This window comes from Blautia sp. BCRC 81119 (assembly GCF_003184505.1).
Lineage (GTDB): Bacteria > Bacillota > Clostridia > Lachnospirales > Lachnospiraceae > Blautia_A > Blautia_A fusiformis.
In genome coordinates, this window is the sequence record NZ_QJHD01000003.1 from 84576 (window position 1) to 110386 (window position 25811).

General features: G+C 48.8%; 33 protein-coding genes and 2 pseudogenes. 30 read left to right on the forward strand and 5 right to left on the reverse strand.

Annotated features, from left to right (window positions below):
• Nucleotides 1–6: 6 nt before the first annotated feature.
• A complete protein-coding gene (locus tag DMI82_RS02495) occupies nt 7–1290 on the forward strand; it encodes a cytidylate kinase family protein (RefSeq protein ID WP_110102403.1) in 1284 nt (427 codons plus the stop codon).
• Nucleotides 1291–1441: 151 nt separating this feature from the next.
• Here DMI82_RS02495 and DMI82_RS20765 read toward each other — a convergent pair whose 3' ends face one another.
• Nucleotides 1442–1681 (reverse strand): helix-turn-helix transcriptional regulator, encoded by a 240-nt coding sequence (locus DMI82_RS20765; protein ID WP_110102405.1) that lies wholly within the window; start codon nt 1679–1681, stop codon nt 1442–1444.
• 226 nt (nt 1682–1907) lie between these two features.
• On the reverse strand, nt 1908–2363 hold the full coding sequence (locus DMI82_RS02505; RefSeq protein WP_110102406.1) for an Rrf2 family transcriptional regulator: 456 nt from the start codon (nt 2361–2363) through the stop codon (nt 1908–1910).
• A 545-nt stretch (nt 2364–2908) separates the two neighbouring features.
• On the opposite strand from DMI82_RS02505, the gene DMI82_RS02520 reads away from it, so the two are divergent.
• The 11 genes and pseudogenes from DMI82_RS02520 to DMI82_RS02565 all read left to right on the forward strand — a co-directional run bounded on the left by DMI82_RS02520 (nt 2909) and on the right by DMI82_RS02565 (nt 11962).
• Nucleotides 2909–4282 (forward strand): ParB/RepB/Spo0J family partition protein, encoded by a 1374-nt coding sequence (locus tag DMI82_RS02520; protein ID WP_330409190.1) that lies wholly within the window; start codon nt 2909–2911, stop codon nt 4280–4282.
• A gap of 309 nt (nt 4283–4591) precedes the next feature.
• Entirely contained in the window at nt 4592–4948 is a 357-nt protein-coding gene (locus DMI82_RS02525; RefSeq protein WP_009901612.1) for a DUF7768 domain-containing protein, read from the forward strand.
• Nucleotides 4935–5759 (forward strand): DNA cytosine methyltransferase, encoded by an 825-nt coding sequence (locus tag DMI82_RS02530; RefSeq protein WP_227573810.1) that lies wholly within the window; start codon nt 4935–4937, stop codon nt 5757–5759. The genes DMI82_RS02525 and DMI82_RS02530 overlap by 14 nt, the downstream gene beginning before the upstream one ends.
• A complete protein-coding gene (locus tag DMI82_RS20210; RefSeq protein WP_242981799.1) occupies nt 5675–6004 on the forward strand; it encodes a DNA cytosine methyltransferase in 330 nt (109 codons plus the stop codon). Before DMI82_RS02530 ends, DMI82_RS20210 begins: the two co-directional genes overlap by 85 nt.
• Nucleotides 6005–6008: 4 nt before the next feature.
• On the forward strand, nt 6009–6722 hold the full coding sequence (locus tag DMI82_RS02535) for an antirestriction protein ArdA (RefSeq protein WP_110102411.1): 714 nt from the start codon (nt 6009–6011) through the stop codon (nt 6720–6722).
• Nucleotides 6723–6736: 14 nt separating this feature from the next.
• Entirely contained in the window at nt 6737–7786 is a 1050-nt protein-coding gene (locus DMI82_RS02540) for a hypothetical protein (RefSeq protein ID WP_110102413.1), read from the forward strand.
• 91 nt (nt 7787–7877) lie between these two features.
• The gene (locus DMI82_RS02545; RefSeq protein WP_012741698.1) at nt 7878–8348 is read left to right on the forward strand and encodes a PcfB family protein; all 471 of its coding nucleotides are present in this window, start codon (nt 7878–7880) and stop codon (nt 8346–8348) included.
• A pseudogene (locus DMI82_RS02550) lies at nt 8345–9295 on the forward strand (type IV secretory system conjugative DNA transfer family protein); the annotation flags it as partial. The gene DMI82_RS02545 and the pseudogene DMI82_RS02550, both read left to right, overlap by 4 nt.
• A 90-nt stretch (nt 9296–9385) precedes the next feature.
• Nucleotides 9386–11266 carry a recombinase family protein gene (locus DMI82_RS02555; protein WP_110102415.1) on the forward strand — a complete coding sequence of 627 codons (1881 nt, stop codon included), beginning with the start codon at nt 9386–9388 and terminating at the stop codon, nt 11264–11266.
• 26 nt (nt 11267–11292) lie between these two features.
• Nucleotides 11293–11646 (forward strand): TnpV protein, encoded by a 354-nt coding sequence (locus tag DMI82_RS02560; protein ID WP_110102417.1) that lies wholly within the window; start codon nt 11293–11295, stop codon nt 11644–11646.
• Between the two features lie 16 nt (nt 11647–11662).
• The gene (locus tag DMI82_RS02565; protein WP_110102419.1) at nt 11663–11962 is read left to right on the forward strand and encodes a hypothetical protein; all 300 of its coding nucleotides are present in this window, start codon (nt 11663–11665) and stop codon (nt 11960–11962) included.
• Between the two features lie 27 nt (nt 11963–11989).
• Here the strand turns inward: DMI82_RS02565 and DMI82_RS02570 are convergent, their stop codons facing one another.
• Nucleotides 11990–12358, reverse strand: a complete 369-nt coding sequence (locus DMI82_RS02570) for a helix-turn-helix transcriptional regulator (RefSeq protein WP_110102421.1) — start codon at nt 12356–12358, stop codon at nt 11990–11992.
• A 185-nt stretch (nt 12359–12543) separates the two neighbouring features.
• Here DMI82_RS02570 and DMI82_RS02575 point away from each other — a divergent pair, with 185 nt between their 5' ends.
• From DMI82_RS02575 to mobQ, 8 genes are all read left to right on the forward strand, one after another.
• Nucleotides 12544–13215, forward strand: a complete 672-nt coding sequence (locus DMI82_RS02575; RefSeq protein WP_110102422.1) for a response regulator transcription factor — start codon at nt 12544–12546, stop codon at nt 13213–13215.
• Complete coding sequence (locus DMI82_RS02580) at nt 13199–14617, forward strand: sensor histidine kinase (protein WP_110102424.1); 1419 nt, start codon at nt 13199–13201, stop codon at nt 14615–14617. Before DMI82_RS02575 ends, DMI82_RS02580 begins: the two co-directional genes overlap by 17 nt.
• 128 nt (nt 14618–14745) lie before the next feature.
• Nucleotides 14746–15543 (forward strand): hypothetical protein, encoded by a 798-nt coding sequence (locus DMI82_RS19620; protein WP_146207125.1) that lies wholly within the window; start codon nt 14746–14748, stop codon nt 15541–15543.
• Between the two features lie 447 nt (nt 15544–15990).
• Nucleotides 15991–16404 (forward strand): RNA polymerase sigma factor, encoded by a 414-nt coding sequence (locus DMI82_RS02590; RefSeq protein ID WP_110102427.1) that lies wholly within the window; start codon nt 15991–15993, stop codon nt 16402–16404.
• 103 nt (nt 16405–16507) lie between these two features.
• Nucleotides 16508–16960, forward strand: a complete 453-nt coding sequence (locus DMI82_RS02595; RefSeq protein ID WP_110102429.1) for an RNA polymerase subunit sigma-24 — start codon at nt 16508–16510, stop codon at nt 16958–16960.
• 10 nt (nt 16961–16970) lie between these two features.
• Nucleotides 16971–17432 carry an RNA polymerase sigma factor gene (locus tag DMI82_RS02600; protein ID WP_015528452.1) on the forward strand — a complete coding sequence of 154 codons (462 nt, stop codon included), beginning with the start codon at nt 16971–16973 and terminating at the stop codon, nt 17430–17432.
• A gap of 28 nt (nt 17433–17460) precedes the next feature.
• Nucleotides 17461–17751: a DUF3847 domain-containing protein gene (locus DMI82_RS02605; RefSeq protein ID WP_110102431.1), complete on the forward strand. Its 291-nt coding sequence runs from the start codon at nt 17461–17463 to the stop codon at nt 17749–17751.
• Between the two features lie 186 nt (nt 17752–17937).
• Nucleotides 17938–19383 (forward strand): MobQ family relaxase, encoded by a 1446-nt coding sequence (gene mobQ, locus DMI82_RS02610; RefSeq protein WP_110102432.1) that lies wholly within the window; start codon nt 17938–17940, stop codon nt 19381–19383.
• A gap of 107 nt (nt 19384–19490) precedes the next feature.
• On the opposite strand, the gene DMI82_RS02615 is transcribed toward mobQ, so the two are convergent.
• Together DMI82_RS02615 and DMI82_RS02620 are read right to left on the reverse strand one after the other, a co-directional pair.
• A complete protein-coding gene (locus tag DMI82_RS02615) occupies nt 19491–19781 on the reverse strand; it encodes a type II toxin-antitoxin system YafQ family toxin (protein ID WP_002596328.1) in 291 nt (96 codons plus the stop codon).
• A complete protein-coding gene (locus DMI82_RS02620; protein WP_005924829.1) occupies nt 19778–20056 on the reverse strand; it encodes a type II toxin-antitoxin system RelB/DinJ family antitoxin in 279 nt (92 codons plus the stop codon). Before DMI82_RS02620 ends, DMI82_RS02615 begins: the two co-directional genes overlap by 4 nt.
• Before the next feature lie 106 nt (nt 20057–20162).
• Here DMI82_RS02620 and DMI82_RS20025 point away from each other — a divergent pair, with 106 nt between their 5' ends.
• The 10 genes and pseudogenes from DMI82_RS20025 (at nt 20163) to DMI82_RS02665 (ending at nt 25787) form a co-directional block, all read left to right on the forward strand.
• Nucleotides 20163–20339: a hypothetical protein gene (locus DMI82_RS20025; protein WP_009296691.1), complete on the forward strand. Its 177-nt coding sequence runs from the start codon at nt 20163–20165 to the stop codon at nt 20337–20339.
• A complete protein-coding gene (locus DMI82_RS02625; RefSeq protein ID WP_110102433.1) occupies nt 20320–20718 on the forward strand; it encodes a cysteine-rich VLP domain-containing protein in 399 nt (132 codons plus the stop codon). The genes DMI82_RS20025 and DMI82_RS02625 overlap by 20 nt, the downstream gene beginning before the upstream one ends.
• Before the next feature lie 113 nt (nt 20719–20831).
• Entirely contained in the window at nt 20832–21572 is a 741-nt protein-coding gene (locus tag DMI82_RS02630) for a phage replisome organizer N-terminal domain-containing protein (RefSeq protein ID WP_110102434.1), read from the forward strand.
• Nucleotides 21569–22432, forward strand: a complete 864-nt coding sequence (locus DMI82_RS02635) for an ATP-binding protein (RefSeq protein ID WP_110102435.1) — start codon at nt 21569–21571, stop codon at nt 22430–22432. The genes DMI82_RS02630 and DMI82_RS02635 overlap by 4 nt, the downstream gene beginning before the upstream one ends.
• A 64-nt stretch (nt 22433–22496) precedes the next feature.
• Nucleotides 22497–22670: a transposon-encoded TnpW family protein gene (locus tag DMI82_RS02640; RefSeq protein WP_442857648.1), complete on the forward strand. Its 174-nt coding sequence runs from the start codon at nt 22497–22499 to the stop codon at nt 22668–22670.
• 78 nt (nt 22671–22748) lie between these two features.
• Nucleotides 22749–23114, forward strand: a complete 366-nt coding sequence (locus DMI82_RS02645; protein ID WP_110102437.1) for a hypothetical protein — start codon at nt 22749–22751, stop codon at nt 23112–23114.
• 86 nt (nt 23115–23200) lie between these two features.
• Nucleotides 23201–24010 (forward strand): annotated as a pseudogene (locus tag DMI82_RS02650) (VirD4-like conjugal transfer protein, CD1115 family); the annotation flags it as partial.
• 241 nt (nt 24011–24251) lie between these two features.
• Entirely contained in the window at nt 24252–24467 is a 216-nt protein-coding gene (locus DMI82_RS02655; protein WP_015524585.1) for a Maff2 family mobile element protein, read from the forward strand.
• Between the two features lie 4 nt (nt 24468–24471).
• Complete coding sequence (locus DMI82_RS02660; RefSeq protein ID WP_005426566.1) at nt 24472–25344, forward strand: VirB6/TrbL-like conjugal transfer protein, CD1112 family; 873 nt, start codon at nt 24472–24474, stop codon at nt 25342–25344.
• Nucleotides 25345–25358: 14 nt separating this feature from the next.
• Entirely contained in the window at nt 25359–25787 is a 429-nt protein-coding gene (locus DMI82_RS02665) for a PrgI family protein (protein ID WP_005426563.1), read from the forward strand.
• Nucleotides 25788–25811: the final 24 nt, after the last annotated feature.

Sequence of the window (25811 nt, forward strand, 5' to 3'; positions counted from 1 at the left end):
TAAAAAATGGAGAAACTAAAACGATATTTAATATTTCTGGTGGGATTGTTTGTAAACTCCCTGGGAGTCAGTCTGATCACAAAGGCAAACCTAGGAACATCCCCGATTTCATCAATTCCTTACGTATTAAGTCTTAATTTTCCATTTACACTTGGAAATTTTACCATCTTTTTCAGTATCTTTCTGATCGTACTGCAGTTGATCATCCTGAGAAAGAACTTTAAATTGGAGCACATCCTTCAGATTCCGGTATCCATCATATTTGGATATTTTATTGATCTTACCATGATTCTTTTTTCCTGGGTCAATCCGGAAGCGTACATCATGAAGATTGTATATCTTCTCATGGGATGTCTGATTCTTGGCGTAGGTGTATATATGGAGGTCTTGGCAGACGTTGTCATGCTTCCGGGAGAATCTTTTGTCCGTGCTATTGTTCTTACATGGAAAACAAATTTCGGAACAACCAAGATCTGTTTTGATGTATCCATGTCAGTGATCGCTGCTGTACTTTCTTTCGTATTTGCAGGAAGACTGGCTGGTGTAAGAGAAGGTACCGTTATTGCTGCCCTTCTGGTAGGCTTTATCGCTAGACTCATCGGTAAGAAACTTGTATTCCTGAAAGATATGATTTTCCCGGAAAGCGTATCTGCAGAAAACGAGAACGAAGCAAAAGAACAGACAGCAGGAACCTATGGAAAAAATGTTATCGCCATTGGAAGACAGTTTGGAAGTGGCGGCCACGATATTGGCAAGATTCTTGCAGAAAAGTTGGGATATGATTTTTATGATGCGGAGATTATCCAGATGACAGCAGGAACCACCGGATACACACCGGAATTTATCAAGAAAAACGAAGAGATCATGACAAACAGTCTCATCTATGATCTGGTTAATCAGATGTATCTGAATGCGGATATGCAGGATGAAGCACCGAAGGATAAGATTTTCGAGGCAGAATGTCAGGTTGTACGTAATCTTGCGAAAAAAGGCAACTGCGTGATAGTAGGCCGTTGTGCAGATTACGTTCTCAGAAATTCCGGAAACTGTCTGAAAGTATTTTTTTCAGCGCCTCTTGTGAGCAGAATTAGAAGAGTGGCACAGAGACAGAATATCTCCGAGGGAGAAGCCAAAGCTACGGTTCAGAAAAATGAAAAACTCCGTGCAGATAACTACCGTTATTACACCCGCCGTATGTGGGGTGCAGCCGGAAACTTTGATCTCAGCCTGAATACAGATTTGGGAGAAGAATATATTGAGAACTGCATCCGCAGTGCTATGAAACTGTAAAAATATATAAAGCCTTATAATATTTGTCGTAAATGATATAGCCCCTTAAGGAACAGTCAATCTAAAAATCATATTTGAGGGACATATTATTTGCAGTAATATTATAAGGCTTTTTCTTTTCTATTGTATACAGATAAGACACATACAGGACTTATAAAGTATTTCGGTATTCCGCTGGTGTCATATGGAACTTTTTCTCAAAAATTTTATAAAAATGCGTAATGTTGGAATAACCGATCTCTTCCATGACAGCAGTAACAGAACGATCAGGCTGCTTTAACATTTTCGCCGCTCTGGACAGACGTATATTCTGGATAAGAGAAGAAAAAGTCTGTCCCGTATAATTTTTTAGGATAAAAAGCAGGAATCCTCGGCAATCAATTACCGAGATGAAAGCGTAAACTGTGCATGTCTACACTCATAATAAATGAAAAGATTGCAGAAAAGTACAACACAACACCAGAAGAGGTACGCAGAGAAATGCAGATAGCCATAGATGCAAGATTTGATAATCCTGATCCGGCTGTGCAGGAAGTATTTATGGGAAACCTGAATCCGGTCATAAGGAAGGTGAACCGGATGTAGTAGGAACACTTTCCGTAAATCGGGATGAAAATTTAACCGTGATGGCTAACCGGGGAGATATTGAGGATTGATGTTCGCTGATAATAGGTATCTATGATATCCTGTAAAGTAATCATATTCATTTTTTCTTCAGCAGTTTTTTGGATTTCATTATAGAATTCCTGTAAAGACAACTGAATATTAATGCCAACGCCGCAATCAGGGTTGGTATGAGTATCTAAATGAAGCAGCGGCTTCTCACCTTCAACTGCTTTATAAATATCCAGCAATGTAATCTGATCTGCAGGTTTTGAAAGAGAAGGACGGGCATGTCCGGCTACACTGGTCATAAGTCCGGCTTTTTTTAGTTTTAACATAAGCTGGCGTACAAAGCCGGGATTTGTATGGACACTTTCTGCAATTGAGGCACTGGAGAGAGATTTTTCCTGGTTGATAGCAATCAGAACCATCACATGAACAGTATCGCTTAATTTTGTTGAATATTTCATGATAAGAAACTCCTTATAGTATGATATAATGATTTTTTTCACATTTTTGAGACAAAAATATTTCTGGTTTGTCTAAAACATTTCAAGTTCTCAACAGTTCTTTTCAATGTGTTGAGAAACTGTGCATATTTATTATTTTGATGATTGTAAATAATATAATTACAACTATAATGAAATTTAAAGGAAAAGTCAACACAGTAATGAAACTTACGGAGGAGTGTATAATATGCTGATCGTAGACAAATCTATGAAACTATGACTGAGGTAATGAGTTTTGTCCAAGAATGGATAAAAGAGAATCCGGACAAAGTTAGATTTATGAGAACACTAAAATCCTTGTATAAACATTGATTATTGCAACGGTGTACAAAGGGAACATAATAAAAAACTTAATAATGGACTGCCAATCTTACACAAAGTACCGCCCAAACGAGACTACGGGCGGTATTTTTGTATCATGGCGGAGAAAGGAGGAACTTCCCACGGGGGCTTGACTGAAAAGTTGAGCCCCTTTTTTCATGCCAAAAAACAGGAGGTAAATGCTTATGGCAGATGATAAAACCACAAAAACGCCGGAACAGCCGGTAACGGATAGCGGGCCGGGCAAGGAAACGCCTCCCGCTCCCCCAAAAGAGCCGGAGAAGGTTTCCGTTTCCCCGGAGCCGGGAAAAAAGACGGAACCAGAGGTAAAGAACCCACAGGTTTCCGTCTATAACTTCGCTGAAATTATGAAGGAAAAGAAAGCTGAGGAACGGGCGGCAACTCCCGGCGTGGAAAAGCCTGACCCGGCAAAAGTGGAGAAACCGGAAAAGCAGCCGGAGACTCCGAAAAAAGCAGAGGAAAAACCCAAAGAGCCGGAACAGCCGAAGCGCCGGGGCCGTCCCCCGAAAGCAGATAAGGACAAGGCCGCAGCCCCGAAGTCCAAAGCCCCCGCACAGAAACCGGAAAAGACGGTCAAAAAGGAGCCGGAGAAAAAAACGGCTCCAACGGTGCAGACCGCTCCCGCTCCGAAGGAACCCGAAAAACCGAAGGATGCACCACGCCGGGGCAAGGAACAGATCGTCTATATCAAGCTGAACGAGCTTCACGCCTTCAAGAACCATCCCTTTGAGGTTCGGGATGATGAAGAAATGCGGGCTATGGTGTCCAGCGTCAAGGACAAGGGCGTGACCCAGCCCGCTATCGTCCGTCCCCGTGAGGATGGCGGCTATGAGATCGTGTCCGGCCACCGCCGCCAGAAGGCCAGCGAGCTTGCCGGATATGCGGATATGCCCTGTATTGTTCGCAATCTGACGGACGATGAAGCCATCACGCAGATGGTCGAGGACAATCTCAACCAGCGTGAAGAAATCCTCCCCAGTGAGCGGGCCAAAGCCTTGAAAATGCAGCTTGAGGCCATCAAGCACCAGGGCTCCCGCACTTCGGGCCAGATTGACCCGAAGGACGCAGGAAAACGCTCCAACGAAATTGTAGCCGAGCGCAATAAGATGGCGGTCAAGCAGGTGCAGCGGTATATCCGGCTCAATGAGCTGGTTCCCGACCTGATGAAGCTGATGGATGAAAAAAAGCTGGGTTTTACTACGGCGGTGGAGCTTTCCTATATCGGCAAGAAGAACCAGAACTATATCGCCGTCGCCATTGACAGCCAGCAGTCCTCTCCTTCGCAGGCGCAGGCAAAGCGTATGCGTGAGCTGGACGAAAAGAAGCTGCTCAACGGGGATGTGATCGACGGCATTATGATGGAGGACAAAAAGGAGGTAGACAAAGTGATTTTGACAGGTGTGGAACTGAGCAAGTATTTCGGCAAGGAAACTACGCCGAGGGAAATGAAGGACCAGATCATCAAGCTGCTGGACGACTGGAAGGGTCAGCAGAAGGAACATGAAAAGCCGGAGAAGAAAACCGAACAGGAAAAGTAAGCCCAAACTTCGGGTCAGCATGGCCCGAGGACTGCGGGGCTCTGCCCCGCGCCCCGAAGCTCTGGAGATATAAATTATTCCCCGTCGCCAGTTATTCCGTAGCATAGCCGGGAAAATCAGTCAAGGGCAGCGCCGCCGCAGGCGGTGCCAGAGGCACCCTTGACGGATTTCTCCCGGTTATGCTTTTTCCCGGTCAAGCGACGGGGATATAAATTCTCCAGAGCCGTTCCCCTTCCCGGGGGAAGGGGCGGAGGGGTTGGGCGAACTCTTGCTTTTCCCTAAACCAAAACAGAAATGGAGGCTCAACCAATGAAACGACCTTTAGCATACCTGACCGCCGCATGGAGCGGCGAGCCGGATGTTGATATGGAGCTGGCGGCCCACTACTGCCGCCTTGCTTATGAGGCGGGCTTTTCCCCAATCTGCCCGCTCTTGTACCTGCCGCTGTTTTTGAATGACAGCGTTCCCGAGGAACATAAGGCCGGGATTGATATGCGCCGGGATATGCTGCGGCGCTCCCATACCCTGATCGTCTGTGGCAGCGTTGTGGACGAGGATGTAAAAAACGATATTGCGGTTGCCGGGCGGCTGGGCATTGCGGCGACCACACTGGAAGGGGTGCTTGCCGTGAAGGGACATGGTACCCCGGGCCATGCCGGACATTAAGCTGGGAAGCCTTTTCGACGGGATTGGCGTGTTCCCTCTGGCTGCTTCCCGGTGCGGTATCCGTCCGGTATGGGCCAGTGAGATTGAAAAAGCGCCCATCTCCATAACCAAAAGGCACTTTCCCGACATGGTGCATTTGGGGGATATTACGAAGGTGGACGGCGGGAAAATCCCACCTGTCCATATAATTACCTTCGGTTCCCCCTGTCAGAACCTTTCTCTGATCGGCAACCGCTCCGGCCTTGCCGGGGCAAAATCAAGCCTGTTCTATCAGGCGTTTCGTATCATACAGGAAATGAGGGATGCTACTGATAACCTATATCCAGCTATCGCTGTTTGGGAAAACGTCATGGGAGCGTTTTCTACAAATGACCGGATGGACTTTAGAGCCGTCCTATCCGCCTTCTCGGACACCGAAGTTCCAATGCCTCCTTCGGGAAGATGGGGAAACGCCGGAATGGTGCGAGGGGGAACGCCTGATGTGTGCTGGCGGCTCATGGACGCCCAGTATTGGGCAGGCTCCCGAAGGCTGGCACGAAGGCAGCGGATTTTCGTCGTGGCGGATTTTGGAGGCAGACGTGCCGCAGACATACTATTTAAGCCCCGTCCAATGCTCCCACTTCCTCCGCCTTGCGGAGAGGGCGGGCCGCCGCCGAAGGAGATCGAACAGCTTCTTTTGAAACAGGGCGGCAGATACCAGTCATCCACCCCTTTCAGTGCTTTCGTATGCGGGGAGCGGCAAAAAGGCAGGAAGAAACGGCCTTCCGAAACAGCTTCGGATTACCAACTGACCCTTTTCCCACTCTTTTAGCCAGTGATGTAACGCCCTTTGCCTTCTGGTATGAGGGCGGCTGTATCCGTTTTCTGACGGAAACGGAAAGCGAACGGCTGATGGGGCTGCCGGAGGGCTGGACAAAGTACGGGGCGGACGGCGTGGAGATCCGGCCTCTGCAACGCTACGAGGCGCTGGGAAACGCGATTGCCCTCCCTTGCGCCGATTACATTATGGCCGGGATTTATGAGGTGCTGGCTGACCGGGCCGAAAAGGAGGAATGAGCCCATGTTTGAAGCCTATATAACCAATACAGCCCTGTACCCCTTGATGGGGATCGAGGTAGGGACAACGGTACATTTCCCCATGACGACACAGGAGTTGCAGGCCGCCCTTGCCAAAATCGGGATAGACGGGAAACGGTACAGCGAAGTGTTCTTTACCAGCTTTGACAGTGATGTGCTGGGGCTCTACGATCATCTCTACGAATGTGAGAACATCGACGAGCTGAACGAGCTGGGCCACGCCCTGCTGGAAGTACGGGATAAGGGCGGACTGGAAACCTTTGAAGCCGCTCTTGTCTTGGGAAACCACATACGGAGCGTGAAGGATTTGATAAACCTGACCCAGAACCTTGACCTGTACCGCTTTTACCCGGATATTTCTGATGATGAAGGGCTGGGCCGTCTTTACGCCGACGAGCTTGGGACCATCGACATACCGGAGCACATTCAGAACTACTTCGATTATGAGGCATACGGGCGGGATGTGCGTATCAACGAGGGCGGCGTATTCGCTCCCGGTGGGTACGTGTCGGCAGTCCCGGAGGGCTTCAAGGAGTATTACCACGGGCCGCAGGACATTCCGCCGGAACACCGGATATTTGCCTATCCTGAAAAGGCCGAGCCTGTCCACTCCATTCTCGCTGCACTCAAACGGTTTCAAGAAGCCCCGCCCGCTCCGAAAAAGGACAAGGCGGGGCCTTCCCATGAAGAACGGTAAGACTTCGGGCCAGCATGGCCCGAAGCATGAAGGAGGTGCATACCATCAACTATTACACTATCAATGAAGGAGCCGCCCGCCGGGCAAAGGAAATGAACAGCTTTTCCGACTACAAGGAAGGGAGCGCAACGGCGGAATACCGGGCAATGGTGGACAAGGCCGCCGCCATAGCGGAACAGCAGAAATCCCGGGTGGACCCCATGTACCATGAGAAGATTGACCATCTGTTAGACACCTACGCCCGCAAGCTGGCCGAAAACATGAACCAGGGCTTTGCCATTGACGCAAGGGTTCCCTCTGTGATGATCGCCGGACCTGCCAATTTCCCGGTGGGAAAGAAGGAAAAACAGAACCGGGCCCGGGACAGCAACATGGAGGAATGGCGGTATATTCAAGGGCTGCTGGATAAGATACGCAGTACCGGCATGGGCGGGATCAGCGCCGATGACCCGGCAGCGATTGAAAAGCTCCAGAAGAAGCTGGACGGGCTGGAACGCTCCCAGCTCATTATGAAGGAGGTCAACGCCTATTACCGCAAGCATGGCAAGCTGGACGGCTGTGCGCTGCTGTCGCCGGATCAGATCGAAAAGCTGAAAGCAAGCATGGCGTCAAGCTGGCGGAGCGATCCGAGGCCCTTTGAAAGCTACCAGCTTACCAACAACAATGCGGAAATCCGCCGGGTAAAGGCCCGTATCGAACAGCTTTCCAAACAGGCACAGCAGGAATTTTCCGGCTGGGAGTTCGATGGGGGCCGTGTGGAAATGAACCGGGAGGACAACCGCTTGCAGGTGTTCTTTGACGGAAAGCCTGACGCGGACACCCGGGCCGAGCTGAAAAGCAACGGTTTCCGCTGGGCTCCCAGCGTGGGCGCATGGCAGAGGCAGCTCACGGACAACGCCATCCGGGCGGCTGACCGCTTGGAATGTATCAAGCCGCTGTCCAGCGAAAAGCCCTCCCAGCTTCAAAAGAGGCCCTCTATCTTGCAAACCATGCGGGAACAGGGCGAAAAAGTCCAGACGGAGCCGGAAAAGAAAGCTCCGTCCGGCAGGGATGCCGAGCGGTAAGCCTCGGGCCACATTGGCCCGAGGTTTTCTGTTCCCCGAGACTGTACGGGGGCCTCCCGGATAGCGGGAACCCCGACGGAAAGGAGGTTTTATGCAGGAAGAAGTAAACCAAAAAACGGTTGCCCTTTCAATCAGGACAACGAAGCTCACAGGAAAAGTGCTGGCTGCCGCTCTTGGCAAGGTGGTTCGGGCGCTGCAAAAGCACCACCGGAAGGCGCTGACCCCGCAGGGACGCCAGAGCGTGAAAAAGCTGATGAACCACTATGGCGGCAAAAGTGCCATGCCCTATGTGGGAGCTCCAAAGGATTTTGACCGGATCGCGAAGGAGTTCCATGTGGACTACGCTTTCCATAAAGTGAGCCCCGGTCATTACCTGCTGTTTTTCAAAGCCAATCAGGCGGACGCTATCACGGCGGCCTTCCAGAAGTACAGCGCAAAGGTGCTGAATAAAGAGCAGGACAAGGCTTCCATCCTCGGCCAGCTTCGGAAATTCACGGAGCAGATCAGGACACAGGCAAAGGAAAAGCAGCGAACCAGAGAGGCGGTGAAGGACGGACGTTGAGTGACAAAATCAGAAAATATGTACTCCCAAACCTGCCGTACCTCTTTGTGTTCTGGTTCTTCTCCAAAATCGGGACGGCCTACCGGATCGCCCCCGGCACAGACTTCGGGACAAAGCTCATGGGGATGCTCGATACCTTCCCCAAAGCCTTTGAAACCTACTGGCCGGGGCTGGGAGGTATTGACCTGCTGGTGGGCCTTGCCGGTGCGGCTGGGGTGTATCTGCTGATACAGTCAAAGATCAGGCAGGCGAAAAAATTCCGGCGGGATGCGGAATACGGCACCGCCCGCTTTGGAACAAAGGAGGATATAAAGCCGTTTGTTGACCCAAAATTTCAGAACAATGTCATTCTGACCGGGACGGAGTTCCTTACCATGAACACCCGTCCGAAGATACCCGCCAATGCCCGGAACCTAAACGCCTGTGTCATCGGCTCGTCCGGCTCGGGAAAGACAAGGTTCTGGCTGACCCCGCAGCTCCTTCAAGCCCATTCCTCGTATGTGGTGGTAGACCCGAAGGGCGGCACCCTCGACCAGTGCGGGCGGTTTCTGCAACGGGAGAAATACAGGGTGCGGGTGTTCAACAGTATCGACTTTTCAAAATCCATGCACTACAATCCGCTGGCCTATATCAAGACGGAAAGCGATGTTTTGAAATTCGTTACCGCCTTGATTGCCAACACCAAAGGCGACGGCAAGGAGGGCGACGAGTTCTGGACCAAAGCCGAAACCCTCTTGTACTGCGCCCTTGTGGCCTACATCGTCTTTGAGGGGCCGGAAGAAGAACGCAACATGAATACGCTGGTGGAAATGATAAACAGCATGGAAGTCCGGGAGGATGACGAAACCTTCAAAAATGCGGTGGACTATATGTTTGACGGGCTGGAACGCCGCAGCCCCCAGCACTTCGCCGTGAGGCAGTATAAGAAATACAAGCTCGCCAGCGGTGATATATGCTCTAAGTGACTTCTTAATCATGATTTTGTCATGGTTAGTGAAGCAATCACTTAGAGCATTTTTGTTTCAGGAGGTACAGCCATGAGAAATGAAAAAATTACCCCACTGTACGAGCGCCTGAGCCGGGACGATGAGTTACAGGGCGAGAGCAACTCCATATCCAACCAAAAACAGATGTTAGAGGATTTTGCCCGCCGGAACGGGCTGCCCAACCCTACGCACTTTACCGATGATGGTATCTCAGGCACCCGTTTTGACCGCCCCGGATTTTTGGCGATGATGGAGGAAGTGGAGGCAGGGCGTGTAGAGGCAATCGTCATCAAGGACATGAGCCGGTTGGGGCGCGACTATCTAAAGGTCGGTCAGGTCATGGAGGTTTTGCGGCAGCGCGGAGTTCGGCTGATTGCAATCAATGACGGTGTGGACAGTCTGAAAGGCGATGACGATTTTACCCCGTTCCGCAACATTATGAATGAATTTTACGCCCGTGATACCAGCCGGAAAATCCGCTCTGTGTTTAAGTCAAAAGGCATGAGTGGCAAGCACCTGACCGGCACTGTGATTTACGGCTACTTATGGGACGAAAAACGGGAGCATTGGCTGGTAGATGAGGAAGCTGCCGAAGTGGTACGCCGTATATTCTCCCTCACGCTGGAGGGATATGGGCCTTACCAGATCGCCGGCAAATTATCCACAGACCGGATTGAAATTCCTGTCGTACACCTTGCCCGCTTCAACGAGGGTGTGAACCGTTCAAAGCCGGTCAAAGACCCCTATGGATGGGGATCATCTACCATCGTGAATATTTTGAAAAAACGAGAGTATTTAGGGCATACCATCAATTTCAAGACCCGCAAGCACTTTAAGGACAAGAAAAGCCACTATGTTTCTGAGGACGAATGGACGATCTTTGAGAATACCCATGAAGCCATTATCGACCAGCAGACCTTTGATCTGGTGCAGAAAATCCGTAGCAATGTACGGCGTTATCCAAACGGCTGGGGCGAAGCGGCTCCCCTCACAGGTTTGCTCTATTGTGCCGATTGTGGCGGCAAGATGTATGTCCACCGCACCAACAATGGCAAGCGGGTTTCTCAATATACCTGTTCCAATTATACCAAAGTTCCGTGTGGGACACTATGCTCTACACAACACCGTATCAATGAGAGTGCTGTTCTGACATTGGTTTCTGACACGCTCCGGGCTATCGCTGAATATTCCAGAAATGACCGGACGGAATTTATTCACACCGTTCAGGAAACGCAGGTTGCTCAACAGAGTGCCGATATATCGAAAAAGCGCAGGCGTCTGGCTGCTGCTCAAAAGAGAGCCGGAGAACTGGAAAAACTGATTTGCAAAATCTATGAGGACAATGCCCTCGGCAAGCTGCCGGACGCACGATATAGGGCGCTTGATGCACAGTATGCCAAAGAGCAGGGCGCACTTGAGATTGAAATTGCGGAGCTGGAAAAGGCTGTTACCGGCTACGAGCAAAGCCAGAAATCAGCGGAGAAATTTATAGCCCTGATTGATAAGTACGAGAATTTTGACACGCTGACAAACACCATGCTCAACGAGTTTGTAGAGAAAATCCTTGTCCACGAACGCGCCCGAAAAGGCAGTCAGGATACCACGCAGGAAATTGAAATTTACTTCAATTTTTTAGGACGCTATATCCCGCCATCCTTACAGCCGGTTCCTTTAACTCCAGAGGAGCAGGAAGAATTGCGGAAACAAGAAGGACGCAAGGACAGGCTCCATCAGAACTATTTGAAGCGGAAAGCCAGCGGCGCACAAAAACGGTATGAGGACAAAATCAAGGCGAAGAAAAAAGCGGAAATGGACGCTAAGAAAGCCCTGATCCGGGCTGAGGATATGAAAAAAGGTGTTTTTTCTACTATCGGTCAGCTACCAAAAGAAGAACCGCGCAAAGGCAGCATAGCAGCCAGCGTAGCAGTCTAATCATCACGAAGCAAAGGAGAATGAAAATGAGTAAGTTGACTTACATTCGTTGTGGAGATTATGATATACCCAACCTAAAACTTTCTGAACAGCCGGAAACTTCTATCGGCAAGTACGGCAGGATGAGAAAATCCTACCTAAAGAAACATCGCCCCATTCTCTACAACCAACTGCTGATGAGCGAGAAGCTGTATCCACACCTGTTAGAGATTGACCGGACAGCGCAGGAGCGCGTGGACACCATGTTGCCTCACATGATGGAGACTGCGGGTGTCACTGAGGAATTGAAAGCCTGTGCCCCTATTCGTTGGGTGGGGTTGATGAACACATTAACGGCACAGATTGAGGAAATTTTAATCAGGGAACTGATTTGCAGCTGAATGGGAGGTGCGGGAAATGCTGACCTTTGAAAAGGTTTTGAAAGTGTTTCAGGCATATCTGGATGATGATCCTCTGTATGAGGTGGTGCAGACCAGCCACGGTTATACATTGATGGCATGGGAACCTCACCGAAATGACTGGTACAGCGCTGAAATACAGAAAACTCCGGAGGATTTGCGAAACGCCTTGCTGGATACATACGCCAACTTTCTGGAAGATAAGATTACCGGAAATGACCGCGAGCTGGCTGTGGAAGAAATCGGAGAAATCCAGCAGAGCTGTCGGGAACTTTGGGAAAAGTGCGGGGAAACTTGATACAGAAACGCCAGAAGGAGGCCGCGATTATGCGCCCTCCTTCTGCTTCGCAGTCTGTTCCATTTTGAGCGCCCCGTCTATGGCACCTTCAATAATCGACAGGTATTGTTCAGGACAGAGCTTCAGCTTGTGACTGACCCGTTGCCGCTGTTCGCTTTCTTCCCGCATGATCTCCGGATTAAAATACCGTTCCACGGGAAGTCCGCAGACCTTAATCAACTGGATCATCACAGGCAGGCTCGGAATCGCACCTTGATTCTCAATGTTGGCAAGATACCGCCATTCAATCCCAACCATTTCTGCCAATGTTTTTCGTGCCAGACGCTTTGCCTCTCGTGCGGCTTTGACATCTGCACCGAAGGTTTCAAAACCGGGACAATCTTCAACTTTCGCCATATAACATCACCCAGTTACATTGTATAATTCATACTTTGCTCGTGGAATGTTGCTATATGCAGGCTGATTGAAGTTTATAATTCATATTTTGAGGTTTGAAATCTGGCATACAGAAAACTATAATAATGATAGAACTACACACGAATCACAAAATTTTATGCTACTATACCAGTGGAGGTGGTTTTATGCAGCACATTTTAATTGTTGAGGACGATTTAGATATTCAAGAATTATTGAAAAACTTTTTGCAGGAAGTTGGATACGCTGTTACTCTTGCGAGTGATGGCATTGAGGCAATATCCCTTTTTGCAAGCACACATTTTGACCTGATTTTGTTAGACATTATGCTCCCTAAAATTGACGGCTTTACTGTCTGTGAATTGATCCGCAAGCAGTCAAGTGTCCCTATTATCATGCTGACTGCCCTAAACGGAGAGGATGAACAAATCCGAGGCTTAGATTTACAGGTTGACGATTATATTACAAAGCCATTCTCCATGCCGATATTGGTTCGCAAAATCGGCGCTGTTCTCCGCAGAAGTTCTATGATACCAGAGCAGGAACACCAAACGATTACCTATAAAAATCTCGTTCTGGATATGGACAGTTATACCGCTGTGGTAGACGATGTTTCTTTTGACCTTACCCAGCGAGAATTTGAGGTGTTAAGGGAGCTTCTGCTAAATCAAGGGCGTGTACTTACGCGGCAAAATCTGCTGGATAAGCTATGGAAATATGACTTTTATGGCGATGAAAGGGTTGTAGATACTCACATTAAAAATCTTCGCAAAAAGTTGGGGATTGACTTCATCCAGACAATCAGAGGGGTGGGATATAAAATTGATAAAGAAAATTAAAGGAAGTCTATTTGCAAAAATATTTGCAATCACTTTTTTGCTGACCAGTATTTGCTGTGTTCTGACATATACCGTCATTTCGTGGCTCGTTCCCAAAACATATAGCACAACACTTGACGCAAGCCTGGAAAATACGGTTTCCTCTTTTATTGCGGAGTTGCAAACCATGTCCCCGTTGGAAAGCGGAACGCTTTTTGATGAGTTTCTTTTGAACAATAACGGGGTATTGCTTCAACTATCCGACGATGACGGTAACGCAATCGAACTGCCCTCACAGGGGGCAAAAGAATTTCCTCGTTTTCTTGATGGAGGAATAGCAACTGAAAATACTGATCCGGCGGCGTATCGGGCAACACATAGCTACCTGTTCTCTTTCGCAGGATCGGACACTGTTTATACATTGACAGTTGCCGGGAGCGCGCATGAGGTTGACCTGCTTAGGAATACTCTGGCAAATGTTTTTATCATTCTATTTTTTGTTATTCTTATTATTGCTACGCTTGCTTCAATGATTTACTCCCGCTATGTTACAAGGCCCGTATTACGACTGAGCGCAGTATCAAAAAATATGTCTGAACTAAACTTTAGTTGGAAGTGTGAAGAAAGTCGGACAGACGAGCTTGGTGTTCTGGCGCATAGCTTGAATGAAATGTCTAAAAAGCTATCTGCCGCTTTGGAAAATCTACAGGCAGCAAATATAAAATTGCAGGCAGACATAGAGCACGAAAAAGAATTAGAACAGGCACAACTTGATTTTTTCTCTGCTGTTTCTCACGAATTAAAAACGCCTATTACAATTATCAAGGGGCAGACAGAGGGGATGATTTTGAATGTGGGCGATTATCAGGATCGCAATAAATATCTATCGCGCTCCCTTGAAATCATCAATACAATGGAGAGCATGGTACAAGAAATACTGACGGTTTCGCGTATGAAATCATCTAAAGTAGGTCTGCGAAAAGAAAAAATGGATTTTTCTGATCTTCTGAAACGGGAATATGCTTTATTTGAGGATCTGATTGTACAAAAGGAAATTGACTGGAACGAGAATATTTCTCCCGCCCTGCAAATCGTCGTAGACAAAATGCTGATACAAAAAGCAATTAACAATATTGTTTCTAATGCCATCTTATATTCTCCGAGAGGCAGTTCAATCTATATGGACGCATTTTCTAAAAATGGGTCGGTAGTTTTCCAGATAGAAAATACTGGTGTGCATATTCCAGAAGCAGAAATTCCAAAATTATTTGATGCTTTCTATAGGATGGAGCAATCACGCAATCGAAAAACAGGGGGTAGCGGCTTAGGACTTTATATCGTCAAAACTATTTTAGAACAGCACAATATAATATATAGCTTGAAAAACACAGACAGAGGGGTATTGTTTTCAATCCGATTTTGAAAAATGCGGGACGGTCAGATTTGATCGCCCCGTATTTTTAACTACACATAAAAAACATATTCGCCACAATGGTATCCCAAACAGTTCTGCTACTATATATTCAGAAACAGAAAGGAGTGTTTCAGAATATGAAAAAACAAAAAATCACAACTCTTTTACTCACAATGGCGCTTTGTGCATCGGCTGTTTTAAGCGGCTGTGCTGCAAGCGCGGCAAACCAGTCAACTACCAGCTCAACACCTTTTGAGGAGGCGAAAGATAGCGGCACTTCCATTTCCTCTGACGAGGCTTCCTCGGTGCAAGCCTACGAGAATGATGAAGTCCTTTCCTCTGAGGAACAGGCCAAAGCGGAGCAAGAACGCCGGGCTGAGATTGCTGAAAAGTATTCTATCTATGAACCGTATGGTATGACATACGACACGGAAAAGGATCGTTTCTTCTATAACGGGCAAGTCGTGCGTTACTTCAAGGATCAGATCAATTCTAATGAAACGGATGGCTTTTCCTATGATGACGGCGTGATAGACGTTGAACCCATTAGAGATGAAGATGGAACTCTGACAGGTCTAAAGCAATCCTCGGACGCTGACTTTAATGCTCGCACCAAAGAGCAGGAGGCATTGAAAGCCGAATTGGAAAAGGCGGGAATTACGGCCGGAAGTGGTAGCTTTGAACAAGGCGATCCGAATTATCGTGATGACAGTCTGGACGCATACACCGAATTTGGCGTTTCTTATGACAAGACTTCTAATCATTGGATGTACGACGAAAAGCCTATCTATATCCTTTATGACAAGGAGCGTTACACTTTTTGCGACAAAGGTGTGAGTGATGGCGTTAGCTTGAATGTTGTTCGTGACAAGGCCGGCAACATTGAAAAGCTGGTTTCTGTGGATAAGGGAGAATTAGAACAGTTTGTGAAATAACTTGTGAATTGCCGGACGACGGCAAAAGAAAAAAAGCCGTCGCAGAGCAGACATATTTTCACGCCCATTTGAAACGGCGGCTTTGATTTCAGAGCCGCCGTTTCTTTGCGCTTACACAAACCAATGACGACTTGCAGGGACACGGTAGCCGATTGGAGGTCATTTTGCCGTGTCCTTTTCTCTTTTTCGCAGTATCCATGATCTGCACCAGCTAAAAAAAGCCTGTTCCCAGCAGCGGAGCAATGCGGTCAGCAGTATGCACTATACCATGTAATTAAACAGCAAAATATACTCTATTACGCTCGTATGGCTTTATGCCGTCCGGGCGCTTTTTTGTCCCTGTGGAGCCGGAACATCGGGTCAGCATGGCCCGAACTTTATCCCCGGTGCCGTTCTCCGCCGCCCCATTCAGATTTTCCCGAAAAAATCTGAATGGAGGAAAGGCAGATGGAAGTTACCATCAATTATAACGGACAAGCTGTGGCCGTGGAGGTCACGCTGGAAGTCTATGAATTTCTTGACAGGGCCGATCACAAAACGGAGAACCTGTTCCATGAACAGCGGCGGCATTGGGATGGCCGGGAGTTTGACGAGTATATCATTACCACCGAGGGTGTAGGAGCCTACGGCGAAACGCCGGAAGAATACCTTTGCCGCATGGAAACGCTGCATGAGCTGATGGCGGTTCTGGACACCTGTACCGAGGCTCAGCGCCGCCGGTTCCTGCTCTATGCGCTTGAGGGACTGAGCCTTGCAGAGATCGGTGTGCTGTGCGGCTGCTCCAAAGTGGCTGTGTATCAAAGTGTGGAGGCGGTCAGAAAAAAATTTATAAATTTCTTTGAGAACAGGCTTAACGAATGACCTGTTTTCTGGCTACCAAGTGAAAGGGATCATTTCCCTTATCTCAGCGAGGGGCGGACAGCGGACGAGCTGCCCGCCTCTCCAATTTTCAGGAGGTAAGCCTATGAAAACAATCAACCTGCGGTGGATGTATCCCCACTACCGGCATGACGAGTTTGTGGATGTTACGGACGAGGTATGGGCAGCGATGTATCAGGCCCAGCGGGAGATGGAGAACTATGAGCGTCGGAAAGTCTACCACCGCGCCTACTACTCTCTGGACGCATACAGCTGGCTGGAAAATTACGCGCTGGAACACAGCAGATCGCCGGAAGATATTTTGCTGGAACGAGAAGAAATGACCACCCGCCTGCACATGATTGCAGCTCTGCCTGCGGCTCTGGCTCATGCCACTCCGACACAGACCCGCCGTGTTCACGCCTACTACATTGCCGGTATCAAGCAGCCGGAAATCTCCCGGAGAGAGGGCATCCACAGCAGCAAGGTCAGCGTTTCCATCCGCCGGGGGCTGCGGAATATGCGCCGCTGCTATGATGACCTTTTTCAAACAGAGTGAGGGCGTGCCTATGCAGACCATCAATCTCAAACAATATTATCCATTTTGCAAAGAGGACATTTTTGTGGAGGTGTCCGATGAGATCGTCGAAGCGTTTCTTCTGGATAAAAGAGCCGAAGCCGCCAGAGATCGCAAGATGTTCCGGTATAAGGCGTTTTATTCCCTCGATTGTAACGATGGAATCGAAAATGCCGCCATCGGCTGGGCGCAGCCATCGCCGGAGGACTACCTGATAGAAAAAGAAGAATTAGCCGAATACGAAGAACTGATACGGCGATTGTATGAAGCCATTTCTTTCCTGCCGCCTATGCAGGCTCGCCGTGTCCACGCCCGCTATATGCTGGGTATGAAAGTGAAAGATATTGCCGCAATGGAGGGTATCACGCCATCACAGGCGGGAAAATCCATCCATGCCGCACTGCGGAGGCTGCGCCGGTACTTTGCTCGACAGAAATGGACGGTCAATCTATGAGTATTTTCAAAGAAAAGAGGTGCCTGACATGAACGAAAAAATTACAGCCCACCCCCAAAAAGAAGAACGGGAGAAAGTCCTGAAGGAGATTCGGCAGCTTGAAAACCGAAAGAAGATTTTGGAGAACAAGCAGCGGAATGAAGAACGCAGGGTTCGCACCCGCCGCCTGATTGAGCGTGGGGCCGTTTTGGAGGGCATTTTCCCTCTGGCCCCCGACCTTCCCGGCGTAGAGGTCAAAGCGTTCCTGATTGCCCTGTCCCATCTTCCGGGGGCGGAAGAACTGGCCGCAAAACTGCCGAAATCCGGGGACAAGCCGTAAGTCCCTTGTTTACAAGGGCGCACTTATACACCGTTGCCGGTGCTGTGCGCCCTGCCGGGGGCGTTGCGTACTTCGTCCGCGATGGGGAGCTACACTCCCCAAACCCCTTGTGCGCTCTGCGAAGCCAAACACCCGCTTTGCGTCTGTCCGGCTCCACGGAGCCTGAATACCCATCACCGAAAGGAGGTGCCACCCATAGATTTTTGTCATATCCCCGTCAGTATCATCAAGCGCAGCGAAGGCCGTTCCGCTGTTGCCGCAGCCGCCTACCGTAGCGGAACCAAGCTGACGAATGAATGGGACGGCCTGACCCACGATTATACCCGGAAGGGCGGCGTTGTCCATGCGGAAATCATGCTGCCCGCCCACGCCCCGCCAGAGTTTGCAGACCGCTCCACCCTCTGGAACAGTGTGGAGCAGATCGAGAAAGCCAGGGACAGCCAGCTTGCCCGCGAGATTGAGGCGGCGTTGCCCCGCGAACTGTCCAGAGAACAGCAGCTTGCCCTTGTCCGGGCCTATGTGAAAGACAACTTTGTAGACAGAGGAATGTGTGCTGACTTTGCTATCCATGACAAGGGAACCGGCAATCCTCATGTCCATATCATGCTGACGCTCCGGCCTTTGAAAGAAAATGGACAGTGGGGCTCAAAGTGCCGCAAGGCATACGATCTGGACGAGAACGGCCAACGCATCCCGGACGGGAAAGGCGGCTGGAAGAACCACCGGGAGGACACCACCGACTGGAACGACAAAGGGAATGTGGAGATTTGGCGGGCGGCATGGGCGGCCTGCACCAACCGGGCATTGGAGGCCGCCGGTCATCCCGCCCTGGTAGACCACCGCAGCTACAAGCGACAGGGAATTGATAAAATCCCCTCTGTCCACATGGGGCCAGCGGCCAGCCAGATGGAGAAGCGTGGTATCCGCACCGACAAGGGAGAAGTCAACCGGCAGATCGCCGCCGACAACAAGCTGCTCAAGGAAATCAAGGCCCGCATTACCCGCCTTTATCTCTGGTCGAAAGACGAAGCGGAAAAACCACAAACGCAGCAAAGCAGCTTGATCGCCTTGTGGGAAGCCCAGCAGCAGCTCAAGCGGCCCGACACCCGCAGCGGAAAAATCCGGGCTTTGCAGGAAAGCGCTGCACTATTCAGCTTTTTGCAGGCAAACGGCATCCAGTCTATGCAGCAGCTTCATGAAAAAATCGCTGATATGAACAGCTGTTACTATGACCTGCGGGGAAAGATCGTCAAGGCCGAGCGCCAGATCGCCATTCTTACCGAACGCGGGGAGATGTGGGAACAGTACAACCAGCACAAGTCCATCCACAAGCAGCTTGCCAAAGTAAAGCCGGAAAAACGGGAACAGTTTGAACAGCGCCACAGCCGGGAACTGATTCTGTATGACGCAGCGGCCCGGTATCTGAAAGAACTGAAAGACAGCGGCGAGGCAATCACCCCAAAGGCATGGCAGCTGGAAATTGACCAGCTGGCCGCTGGAAAGCAGACGGACACGCTTGCCATGAAAGCCATGCGGGAGGATTTGAAAGCAGTGGAACGGCTCCGCAAAACCGCCGAGCAGCTGTCCCGACAGGAAAGGGACAAGTCTCACAACCGGGAGCCGAATCGGTAAAGGATACCGCGTTTTGGCGTACCCCTGTCAAGTGCGTCGCGCTTCACGACATACCTTTGCATACAGAAAAACCGCCGTACAGGTTTCCCCATACGGCGGCAGACTGTTTATTTGCCGAACAAGTCGCTGTGTGTGCCGGTGCGGGCCAGCGTCAGCACCAGAACATCATCTTCTATGCGATAGACAAGCAGCCAGTCCGGGAGAATATGACATTCCCGATGGCCTGCCCAATCGCCGGACAGGTCATGGTCGCGGTTCTTATCCGGCAGCGGTTCGCCCATTGCCAGCAACGCTACGACCTGCTCCAGCAGCTCAATCTTCAAGCCACGCTTGATAGCTCGTTTGTAGTCTTTTTTGAAACTGGTCGTGTACTTGACGGTATATTTGGTTTCTTTCATCTTTTCAGGTCAGCAAACAACTCGTCAAGGTCATTGTAGCCCTTTACAGACGGGTCTTTTGCAATCCTTTCCGCTTCCAGCATGGCAGCAACCGTTTCTTTGTTCGGCTGTTCCAGCCTTACTTCAAAGGGAATGCCGCCTTCACGAAGCGACTGGCGCACAAAGATGTTAAACGCCGTAGTCAGGTTCATGCCAAGTTCAGTAAACAGTGCGTCCGCCTGCGCTTTCAAATCTGCATCCATGCGGATACTGATGTTTGTGGTATTTCCAGCCATACGATCAACCCCTTTCTGCTGGTACTTTTAGTATATGCCATTTGCACGAAGAAAACAATACTTTGCACGAATATTTAACAGTAAATTCATTGAAGGAGGTCACTGTATGAAGCAAATTATTTTGCCCGTCACTATCCACCTGAATATCCGCCTGCCCCTTGCCCTCTTGCAGCCGGAATCGGCAGACGCGCCCACCGGCCCGGAGCCGGAGGCCCATGCCTGCCAGGGCTGCGGCAACTGCGGCGGGTGTGGGAAGTGCCAGCATGAAAAAAAGCAAGCCTGAACCCGTCCCCGTCATGGACTACCGTCAGTACCGCAGAGCGCGGCGGCTGGTACATGAGTGCTGCAACTATGACGGCGGCCACTGTATCGCGCTGGATGATGGGGAGGAATGTGTCTGCGTCCAGTCCATTTCCTACTCCCTGTTGTGCCGGTGGTTCCGGGCGGCGGTGCTGCCGCTGGACAGAGAACTGGAAACGGCCCTGTTCCACCGCCTGGACGCCAAACGGTGCGCCGTCTGCGGGGCGCTGTTCACCCCCGGCTCCAACCGGGCCAAATACTGCACGGAATGTGCCGGACGCATGAAGCGTATCAAGGCCGCCCAGCGCAAGCGGAAACAAAGGGCGAAATGTCACGCTTTAGGGGCTGAAAACCCCTTGTAAATCAAGGCTTTTTTCGAGGGTGTCGCTGGGGGCCTGATAGATTTATCCTCCGACCCCTAAAACGGCCTTAAAATGCGTACAGAATCCCAAGAGAAACCCCAAGGAGGAACCCTATGTCAGACAACCGAAAATATTATTACCTGAAACTCAAAGAAAACTATTTTGACGATGATTCCATCGTGCTGCTGGAAAGTATGCAGGATGGTGTGCTGTATTCCAACATTCTGCTCAAGCTGTATCTGAAATCGCTGAAACATGGTGGACGGCTTCAACTTGACGAGGACATTCCTTACACGGCGCAGATGATCGCCACCATCACCCGCCAGCAGATCGGCACTGTGGAGAGAGCCTTGCAGATCTTTTTGAAGCTGGGTCTTGTGGAAGTGCTGGACAGCGGCACCTTCTACATGAGCAATATTGAACTGCTGATCGGCCAGTCCTCCACCGAGGCCGAGCGAAAGCGTGCGGCGAGGCTCCAAAACAAGGCTCTTTCCGCGCCCCGGACAAGTGGCGGACATTTGTCCGACATTCGTCCACCAGAGATAGAGATAGAGTTAGAGAAAGAGATAGAGATAGAGATAAAGAGAGAGATAGAGAAGGGACGCTCCGCCCGCGCCTATGGCCGTTACCAGAATGTTTTCCTGACGGATGAAGAACTGGCAGAATTGCAGGCCAGCTTTCCCACTGTATGGGGCCAGTACATCGAAAAGCTGTCCGAGTACATGGCTTCTACCGGCAAGCGGTATCAGAGCCATGCAGCCACCATCCGGCGCTGGGCCGGTGAGGACGCGAAAAAGGCGGCCCTGCCCACCCGCAACCGGGATTACAGCGTAAAGGAGGATGAAACTGTATGATTGAGATTACCGCAGAAATCCGGGCGCTGATCGACAAGGCAGCTGCCGGTGTGGAATTGGCCGGGGACGAGTATATAGACCCGTCAGACGGGCTCATTCACTGTAAGAAATGCGGCGGCCAGAGGCAGACCGTTGTGCCATGCTTCGGGAAATCCGGCTACTTTATGCCGCGCTGCATCTGCCAGTGCCAGCGGGAGGCTGAGGAGCAGCGCAAGGCTGCTGAAGAACGGCAGCGCTGTATGGAGCGTATCAAACGCCGAAAGGCACAGGGCTTGCAAGACCGTTATCTGTATGACTACACATTTTCCAATGATAACGGGCAAAACCCATTGATGGACAAGGCCCGCGCCTATGTGGAGAACTGGAAGGAGGCTTACAAGAACAACACCGGCCTGCTGTTGTTCGGGGATGTGGGAACCGGCAAGTCTTTTTTCGCCGGATGTATTGCCAACGCTTTGCTTGACCGGGATGTGCCGGTGCTGATGACAAACTTCCCCACCATTCTGAACCGCCTGACCGGGATGTTCTCTGAGGACAGGTCGGAGTTTATTGCCAGCTTTGACGAGTATGACCTGCTTATCATTGACGATCTGGGCGTAGAGCGCAGTACCGAATATGCTATGGAGCAGATGTTTTTCGTCATCGACAGCCGCTATCGCAGCCGTAGACCCATGATTATCACAACAAACTTGAAACTGTCCGAGCTAAAAAACCCGCCTGATCTGGCCCACGCCCGTATCTATGACCGTATTCTGGAACGGTGTGCGCCGATTCTCTTTGACGGGAAGAATTTCCGGGAAGAAAATGCCGGAGCCACCAAACAGGCGGCGAAAGACCTTGTGAATCGTAAGCATGAGTAATTTTTTGCCGGACGATATAGACCCGCCCGGAGAAAGGAGCGCCATGAACAAAGAACCCCGTACTATGCAGATGGCAGACGCCGCTACTGCGTCCAGAGCGCCGGAAAACACGCCAGCGATGGTAAAGAAAATCGGCAAGACAACCTACAAGGTTCATGTCCATTTCAGCAATACCAGCACAGAAACCATGAGCGATAAAATCAAGCGTATGCTCAAAAATGAAATTCAGCAGATGTGACAGACTGATAAACGAAGCCGCATTGTGCTAAACTGTTGATGGTACGCACCAAAACTTTTATCTAAGGAGGACATGAAAATGCTGTACACAGAAAAAGAGAAAAATGAGATTGAGCGAGTAAAGGAAGTCTTTGCGGAACATCTGCGGCAAAGCCCTGATTTTGAACTGCTCTGGTCGGACAAGGTAGGCTATGTTTGGCTGGCGATTGGCGTAAATCCAGTCTATGTGGATACCGGTATCAGGATAGAATCTGCCGCCGATCTCTGCGGCAGGTGTTTGGATGATGTTGCTATGGATGTTTTGTATATGACGGGCAACGATCATGCACTGGAAGCAGCCGACCCGCTGGAATTGGCCGAAATCAAGCGGCGCTGGGAGCCATATATCAACCAGCTGCCAGACTATGCGTATCTCTGCAAAGACCTGCTAAACGGAAAAATGTAATCTGTCAAACGAGGTGTCAGGAGCCATACAATGCTTCTGGCACCTTTTTTATAGATTTTTTGTGAATTTGATTAAAAAGTCCTTGACAATTTGTCTCTGGTAAGACAGCAAAATCTATTCTGATCAGTTGTGGTGCAAGACTCGCACCCTTTGATATTGCGGAACTGCGGGAGCTTATGAGTTATGACGAACTGGAACTGGATTTGGTCGGTGACAGGAAAACAGCATTGTTTGTTATTATTTCAGATACCGATGATACCTTTAATTTTATTGTTTCTATTATGTACACACAGCTTTTTAATCTGCTCTGTGACAGAGCTGATGATGTATATGGAGGTAGACTTCCAATTCATGTGAGGTGTCTCCTGGACGAGTTTGCGAACATCGGACAAATTCCAAAATTTGAAAAACTGATTGCTACGATTAGAAGCCGGGAAATCTCAGCTTCTATTATTTTGCAGTCAAAGTCTCAGCTTAAGGCAATTTATAAGGATAATGCCGATACCATCGAAGGAAACTGTGATACGACCTTATTCCTGGGTGGAAAGGAAAAAACGACATTAAAGGAAATAGCGGAGATCCTGGGAAAAGAAACCATAGATCTTTATAACACATCGGATACGAGAGGCAGTCAGCGGTCTTATGGAATGAACTACCAGAAAACAGGAAAGGAGTTGATGAGCCAGGATGAAATAGCAGTCATGGACGGAGGAAAATGTATTCTGCAGGTGAGAGGTGTCAGACCATTTTTCTCAAATAAATACGATATTTGCAAACATAAAAATTACAAATATCTGTCCGATTATGACAAAAAGAATACCTTTGATATTGAAAAATATCTGAGTACTAATCTGATACTGAAACCAGAGGATGAAGTGGAACTGTATCAGATGTAACTTCTCGACAAATTGTCGGGAAGTGGATCATGGGAGGAAATCATGAATAATTTGGAAAAAAGGAACAGTCGGTATCCATCGACGAAAATGAATATACCGACTGTACGTGTGAGGAATTTTCCAAGTAGAAAATCCTATGTTTAGTGTAGCACAAAAGGCAGGGTTTATATAGTGTTTTCTTCCCTTTCTGGAAAAAATCTAAGAAAGGACTGGAAAATGTAAGTTTTCCAAAGGTACACTTATGGCATTTTTTACAACGGCAATTACGACCTTAAAAACATTGGTTTGTGCGATCGGAGCCGGACTTGCAGCCTGGGGAGTGATCAATCTGCTGGAAGGATATGGAACGGACAATCCGGGTGCAAAGTCACAAGGAATAAAACAGTTGATGGCGGGCGGTGGCATCGTACTGATTGGAATAAACCTGATTCCACAGCTTGCAACTTTGTTTGGATAAATAAATGGGTGGAATAACCGAAAAAATAACAGAGTTCATAAAGGATCTGCTAACAGGCTGGATCACATCAAACCTGGATACCATGTTCACCGATGTAAATACCAAAGTAGAAACGATTGCTACAGAGGTTGGGAAAACACCCCAAAATTGGAACAGTGGCATTTTTTCCATGATAAAAAATCTGTCGGATAATGTCATTGTCCCCATTGCGGGGATGATTATTACATTTGTACTGTGTTATGAGCTGATTTCCATGATTATGGAAAAAAACAATATGCACGATACGGATACGTTTATGTTTTTCAAATACATTTTTAAGATGTGGGTAGCGGTATATCTGGTTACTCATACTTTTGATATTGCGATGGCAATTTTTGATGTAGCGAATCATGTGGTATCCAATGCTGGCGGTATGATAACCGGTTCCGCATCTATTGATGTTACAGAAGCATTGAAAACGCTTCTTGAAACGCAGATTGAAGATATGGGAATCGGAGAATTACTGGGGCTTGGTCTGGAAACGATGCTGGTCAGTTTATGTCTAAAAATCATATCAGTCCTGATTACCGTCATTTTATATGGACGAATGATAGAAATATATCTTTATGTCTCTGTGGCACCTATTCCGTTTTCAACATTTACGAACAGGGAATGGGGAAGTATTGGAAATAATTACGTGAAGGCATTATTAGCGTTGGGATTCCAGGGATTTTTTATGATGGTATGTGTTGCGATTTATGCAGTTCTGGTAAATGCTATTACAGTTGCAGATAATCTTCATACAGCTATCTGGTCAGTTGCAGCATATACAGTTATTTTATGTTTCAGCCTGTTTAAGACCAGTTCCCTGGCAAAATCAATCTTCAATGCACATTAGGAGGAAACAAGAATATGGCATATGTTCCAGTGCCGAAAGATTTTTCAAAAATAAAGACAAAATTAGCACTGAATTTAACTAAAAGACAAATTATATGTTTTTCTCTGGCAGGAATTTGTGGTGTTCCGGTCTATTTGCTGACAAAAGCAGGACTGGGAACAGATGTGGCAGCAACGCTTATGATCATAGTGATGCTGCCATTTTTCTTTTTTGCAATGTATGAAAAGGATGGATTTCCAGCAGAGAAAATATTGCTTCACATTATCCGGCAGAAATTTTTAAGACCTGGAATCAGGGTCTATCGTTCCCAAAACTTATATGACCGGATTATAGAGTACGATAAATTAGAGAAAGAGGGTGCATGGCTTGAGAAAAAGGCAAAAGAAGCCAGGGAAGCGAGAAATCCGTTCCATTTCCTTAAAAAAGCAGACCGAAAAAAATAAGAAACAGAAAACCGGACTTACGAA

Excerpts from the sequence above, each read along its gene's own strand:
- DMI82_RS02660 (WP_005426566.1), top strand. The coding sequence starts at position 24,472 with ATGGGTGGAATAACCGAAAAAATAACAGAGTTCATAAAGGATCTGCTA.
- DMI82_RS02495 (WP_110102403.1), top strand. The coding sequence starts at position 7 with ATGGAGAAACTAAAACGATATTTAATATTTCTGGTGGGATTGTTTGTA.
- DMI82_RS02605 (WP_110102431.1), top strand. The coding sequence starts at position 17,461 with ATGAACGAAAAAATTACAGCCCACCCCCAAAAAGAAGAACGGGAGAAA.
- DMI82_RS02645 (WP_110102437.1), top strand. The coding sequence starts at position 22,749 with ATGCTGTACACAGAAAAAGAGAAAAATGAGATTGAGCGAGTAAAGGAA.
- DMI82_RS02630 (WP_110102434.1), top strand. The coding sequence starts at position 20,832 with ATGTCAGACAACCGAAAATATTATTACCTGAAACTCAAAGAAAACTAT.
- DMI82_RS02590 (WP_110102427.1), top strand. The coding sequence starts at position 15,991 with ATGGAAGTTACCATCAATTATAACGGACAAGCTGTGGCCGTGGAGGTC.
- DMI82_RS02555 (WP_110102415.1), top strand. The coding sequence starts at position 9,386 with ATGAGAAATGAAAAAATTACCCCACTGTACGAGCGCCTGAGCCGGGAC.
- DMI82_RS02665 (WP_005426563.1), top strand. The coding sequence starts at position 25,359 with ATGGCATATGTTCCAGTGCCGAAAGATTTTTCAAAAATAAAGACAAAA.
- DMI82_RS02520 (WP_330409190.1), top strand. The coding sequence starts at position 2,909 with ATGGCAGATGATAAAACCACAAAAACGCCGGAACAGCCGGTAACGGAT.
- DMI82_RS02640 (WP_442857648.1), top strand. The coding sequence starts at position 22,497 with ATGCAGATGGCAGACGCCGCTACTGCGTCCAGAGCGCCGGAAAACACG.
- DMI82_RS02575 (WP_110102422.1), top strand. The coding sequence starts at position 12,544 with ATGCAGCACATTTTAATTGTTGAGGACGATTTAGATATTCAAGAATTA.
- DMI82_RS02505 (WP_110102406.1), bottom strand. The coding sequence starts at position 2,363 with ATGAAATATTCAACAAAATTAAGCGATACTGTTCATGTGATGGTTCTG.
- DMI82_RS02600 (WP_015528452.1), top strand. The coding sequence starts at position 16,971 with ATGCAGACCATCAATCTCAAACAATATTATCCATTTTGCAAAGAGGAC.
- DMI82_RS02595 (WP_110102429.1), top strand. The coding sequence starts at position 16,508 with ATGAAAACAATCAACCTGCGGTGGATGTATCCCCACTACCGGCATGAC.
- DMI82_RS02540 (WP_110102413.1), top strand. The coding sequence starts at position 6,737 with ATGGCCCGAAGCATGAAGGAGGTGCATACCATCAACTATTACACTATC.
- DMI82_RS02615 (WP_002596328.1), bottom strand. The coding sequence starts at position 19,781 with ATGAAAGAAACCAAATATACCGTCAAGTACACGACCAGTTTCAAAAAA.
- DMI82_RS02635 (WP_110102435.1), top strand. The coding sequence starts at position 21,569 with ATGATTGAGATTACCGCAGAAATCCGGGCGCTGATCGACAAGGCAGCT.
- DMI82_RS02570 (WP_110102421.1), bottom strand. The coding sequence starts at position 12,358 with ATGGCGAAAGTTGAAGATTGTCCCGGTTTTGAAACCTTCGGTGCAGAT.
- DMI82_RS20210 (WP_242981799.1), top strand. The coding sequence starts at position 5,675 with ATGCGGGGAGCGGCAAAAAGGCAGGAAGAAACGGCCTTCCGAAACAGC.
- DMI82_RS02625 (WP_110102433.1), top strand. The coding sequence starts at position 20,320 with ATGAAAAAAAGCAAGCCTGAACCCGTCCCCGTCATGGACTACCGTCAG.
- DMI82_RS19620 (WP_146207125.1), top strand. The coding sequence starts at position 14,746 with ATGAAAAAACAAAAAATCACAACTCTTTTACTCACAATGGCGCTTTGT.
- DMI82_RS02535 (WP_110102411.1), top strand. The coding sequence starts at position 6,009 with ATGTTTGAAGCCTATATAACCAATACAGCCCTGTACCCCTTGATGGGG.
- DMI82_RS20025 (WP_009296691.1), top strand. The coding sequence starts at position 20,163 with ATGAAGCAAATTATTTTGCCCGTCACTATCCACCTGAATATCCGCCTG.
- DMI82_RS02525 (WP_009901612.1), top strand. The coding sequence starts at position 4,592 with ATGAAACGACCTTTAGCATACCTGACCGCCGCATGGAGCGGCGAGCCG.
- DMI82_RS02545 (WP_012741698.1), top strand. The coding sequence starts at position 7,878 with ATGCAGGAAGAAGTAAACCAAAAAACGGTTGCCCTTTCAATCAGGACA.
- DMI82_RS02530 (WP_227573810.1), top strand. The coding sequence starts at position 4,935 with ATGCCGGACATTAAGCTGGGAAGCCTTTTCGACGGGATTGGCGTGTTC.
- DMI82_RS02565 (WP_110102419.1), top strand. The coding sequence starts at position 11,663 with ATGCTGACCTTTGAAAAGGTTTTGAAAGTGTTTCAGGCATATCTGGAT.
- DMI82_RS02560 (WP_110102417.1), top strand. The coding sequence starts at position 11,293 with ATGAGTAAGTTGACTTACATTCGTTGTGGAGATTATGATATACCCAAC.
- DMI82_RS02655 (WP_015524585.1), top strand. The coding sequence starts at position 24,252 with ATGGCATTTTTTACAACGGCAATTACGACCTTAAAAACATTGGTTTGT.
- DMI82_RS02620 (WP_005924829.1), bottom strand. The coding sequence starts at position 20,056 with ATGGCTGGAAATACCACAAACATCAGTATCCGCATGGATGCAGATTTG.